Genomic DNA, 864 nt, shown 5'->3' on the forward strand with positions numbered 1-864 from the left:
GACTTTCCCCAATTAGTCAATCAACAAAATTGGGCAGCCGCCCGCCAACAGTGGTTAGAGGCTCGACAAAAACTTTGGGAAAATTATCCCATTGATGGGGAACGAGCAGGGGCAGAAATTCGCGCAGTTTGGCTTGATCGCGGTACGATTGTGCAAGCTCGGGGAGAAGCGGGACTCGCTAAAATCTTTGATCAACTCGCCCAAGCCGGAATTAATACGGTTTTCTTTGAAACCGTTAACGCAGGCTATCCCATTTATCCGACTAGAGTTGCACCGCAGCAAAACCCCCTCACTCAAGGTTGGGACCCCTTAGCCAGTGGGGTTAAACTTGCTCACGAACGGGGGATGGAACTACACGCTTGGTTGTGGACATTTGCCACCGCCAATCAGCGCCATAATACTTTAGTCAATCAGCCGACTAGCTATTTAGGGCCTGTTCTGACCGCTCATCCCGACTGGGCGAATCGTGATAGTCGAGGTCGAGTTTGGCATGAACGCGATGGTAAAGCTTATCTTGATCCAGCCAATCGCGAAGTTCGCAGTTATATTCTCCGGCTTGTCGGAGAGATTGTCTACAACTACGATGTTGATGGGATACAGCTTGACTATATTCGCTATCCGTTCCAAGATCCCAATCGCAATTTTAACTTTGGTTATGGTACCGCCGGACGAGAACAGTTTCGTCAGTTAACCGGAGTTGATCCGATCTCGGTGAGTCCGAGAGATAGTCAGTTGTGGCAACAGTGGGTGAACTTCCGAGTTGAACAGGTCAATACGATGGTTCGGGAAGTGTCTCAGTTGCTACGAAAGCAATATCCAGATGTGATTTTCTCAGTGGCAGTCTTTCCTCATCCTGAACAGGAT

The 864-nt window shown here is 49.1% G+C and carries 1 protein-coding gene; it reads left to right on the plus strand.

Annotation, left to right across the window (positions count from 1 at the left end; translation table 11 throughout):
• Positions 1-864: glycoside hydrolase family 10-like protein (locus M595_RS28025; protein WP_023069928.1), on the plus strand; the 864-nt coding region annotated here is incomplete at both ends.

It is taken from the genome of Lyngbya aestuarii BL J, from assembly GCF_000478195.2.
Classification (GTDB): Bacteria; Cyanobacteriota; Cyanobacteriia; order Cyanobacteriales; family Microcoleaceae; genus Capilliphycus; species Capilliphycus aestuarii.